We start from the raw sequence: 2479 nt of genomic DNA on the forward strand, positions 1-2479 counted from the left end.
TAAACCACATGGCCGTGCTCGTGCCCCGCGGCCCCGTGCTCCTGCTCCTGGTCGTGCTCGCGGTTCACCGGACCACCCCCCTCGGCAGCACACGCCGGGCGGGGACACGGCGGATCGGCACCCACCGCTTCACCGCCACCACCTCCCGCGCCGGCAGCCGCAACGTCATGCCCTGCCCGAACACCACCAGCCGGGAACCGATGGGAGGAACGGCCCGCAGATCCACCACCGTGCGCTCCACACCCCCTATCACCATCGCGTCCCCTATCACGATCTCGGCCGCCAACACCGAGACCACATCCAGCGTCGTACTCGGTGTCCTCATCGCCACGCCCCCGGCACAGCCCTGTACGGCCGCGTGATGATCTCCCGGTACGACAGATGCTCCGGATGCTCCCCGAGGTGCCGAACGATCCACCCGGTCAGCTCCCCGGCCCCCTCACGCGTCGGACCCATCGCCTCGCACACCGCGCACTGCGGCGTGAACGTGATCGCCTCCGCATCCGGCTCCTGATCCGGCTCGATCACATGCTCCCGGAACCTGAACTTGCGGGTCACCACGCCGACCCCCGGCGCTCCGCACGGGTCCGCACCACCGTCAACGCGTCCGGGTCCACCGGATCCTCCTCCGGGATACCGCCACGCCCCCGCCCCCGCAGCGTGCACAACCCGTCCTCCGAGCCGATGTCGGTGACCACGAACCGCTCCCCACCCGGCTCCAGCTCCACCTCGTCCCCCACCTCCGGGGCCCTGCGCTGCGTCTGCGTGCTCACCGCGCACCCCCCGTCTTCGCGTCCGGCTTCGGGAGGCAGCCCGGGCAGTGCCACGAACCACCCCCCTCCCGGCCGGTGCCGGGCGCCGGGCGCGCCTGCTGCGTCAGGCACCCGCACCCCCCGCAGCGCCGCAGCGCCTTCACCGGCTTCTCGTACCGTCTGGCGAGTGGCTTGGCCATCGTCGACTCCATGATCATCGTGTGACGTGCGCTCACAGACAGCTATGTTGCCGACATCACAAGGCCCCAACTTTCAATTCGGAATGAAAGTTGGGGCCCTCGTGTCATGCCACCCACCGGCTCGGCCTGTGCTACACCCCCACCCACCGGGCCACGGCCTGCAACGCCGGCTCCGGCGACCGGCGCTTCCTCAGCAACGCGTGCACCGTCTCCCTCGTCGTCGGGTGATACCGCGTCTGCGCCGGCGCCGCATGACGCGCCGCCACCAGCTCGGCCACCGCCTCCTCCCGACGCCCCACCACCTCATACGCCCGCGCCATATCCATGTGATGGTGACCGGCCCGGTTCCGCGCCCACCCCTCCGGCAACACCAACCGCTCACCCAGCTCCACCATCCGCCCCGTCTCCCCGAGATCGAGCTGGGTGGACGCCTCGTGCAGCCTCACGTTCAGCTCGTCGAACACCAGCCCGTACGGGTCCGGTCGCCCCGCCAGCCGACCGGCCAGCGCCCGGGCCTCCGCGATCCGCGCCGTGACCTCCCCGGCCGCCCCCACCTTCCCGAACCGCGAATGCATCACCGCGCTCTTGAGCCACAACGTGCCGCGCGCACTCATCGCCCGCTCATCCCCCCGCCGCACCGGATCCTCCAACATCCGCTCCATCGCCCCGATCTCCCGCAACGCGATCTCCGGCGCCCCGTGATGCAGGAAGTAGTCCGACCGGTAGTGACACACCACCGCCTGGAGATACGGGTCACCGGTGTGCGGCACCGTCTGCTGCATCCGATCCAACGCCAACAGCCCGAGGTCGGTGAACCCGAGCTTCCCCAGCAGGGTGCGCGCCAGCCGGTACGCATCGGCCAGGACCCGGTAGGTCTCCTCCCGCTCCCGCCCCGCCGCCGCGCCATCCACCGCCAGGAGCAGCTCCTCGATCAACGCCGGCGCCTCGGCCGCGATCACCATGTACTCCCCGCGCAGCCGCCACGCATCCAGCCGCGCCACATCCCCCCGGATCGCCGACAGCGCCCGCGGCTCCGGCCCGTCCCCGGGCAGCATCGGGTTCGCGACCGCCTGCCGCAGCGGCTGGATCAGCTCCTCCAGTTGGTCGGCCTTGAGCTGGTCGTAGTACGGCTGCCCCGTCAGGTCCGTACCCGGCACCCTCAACGCCCGCGCGCACGCGGCCGTCACCATCGGCGAGGCCGCGATGTGCCCCGCCTCGACCTTCGTCAGGGTGCTGTAGGAGATGTGCGCCTTCTGCGCGAGGCCGTGCTGGGTGAGTCCCCGGGCCCGCCGGATCGCCTGGATCCGGCGCCCGATCGACTCCTCCGGCCGACCCACCGGCCCGCCGCTGTTTTTGTCAGTCCGCTGTGTCATGCTGACTCCTGCTCTCCTGAACTCGACACTCAGGACGGTACCCCCGACGTGCGCCAGGGGGACAGCGATCGGCCCCGGCACCGGGCGTGCCGGGGCCGAACCTGTGAACACCCACCCCACCCGTCGGGTGACCCCGCGCCGAATCCCCCCGAAC

Annotated in this window: 4 protein-coding genes; all 4 read right to left on the reverse strand. The window is 71.3% G+C overall.

Going from position 1 to position 2479, the window contains the following annotated elements:
• Window positions 1-64 precede the first annotated feature (64 nt).
• Window positions 65-325, reverse strand: coding sequence for a hypothetical protein (locus FOE67_RS22680; protein ID WP_182666702.1), 261 nt, complete (start codon window positions 323-325; stop codon window positions 65-67).
• On the reverse strand, window positions 322-558 hold the full coding sequence (locus FOE67_RS22685) for a DUF7848 domain-containing protein (RefSeq protein WP_323385320.1): 237 nt from the start codon (window positions 556-558) through the stop codon (window positions 322-324). Before FOE67_RS22685 ends, FOE67_RS22680 begins: the two co-directional genes overlap by 4 nt.
• On the reverse strand, window positions 555-773 hold the full coding sequence (locus tag FOE67_RS22690; RefSeq protein ID WP_182666704.1) for a hypothetical protein: 219 nt from the start codon (window positions 771-773) through the stop codon (window positions 555-557). Before FOE67_RS22690 ends, FOE67_RS22685 begins: the two co-directional genes overlap by 4 nt.
• A 310-nt stretch (window positions 774-1083) precedes the next feature.
• Window positions 1084-2325: a helix-turn-helix domain-containing protein gene (locus FOE67_RS22695; protein ID WP_182666705.1), complete on the reverse strand. Its 1242-nt coding sequence runs from the start codon at window positions 2323-2325 to the stop codon at window positions 1084-1086.
• Window positions 2326-2479: the final 154 nt, after the last annotated feature.

Source organism: Streptomyces calidiresistens (assembly GCF_014141525.1).
Lineage (GTDB): Bacteria > Actinomycetota > Actinomycetes > Streptomycetales > Streptomycetaceae > Streptomyces > Streptomyces calidiresistens.

Coding starts and splice junctions, on each gene's coding strand:
- FOE67_RS22680 (WP_182666702.1), bottom strand. CDS start 325: ATGAGGACACCGAGTACGACGCTGGATGTGGTCTCGGTGTTGGCGGCC.
- FOE67_RS22695 (WP_182666705.1), bottom strand. CDS start 2,325: ATGACACAGCGGACTGACAAAAACAGCGGCGGGCCGGTGGGTCGGCCG.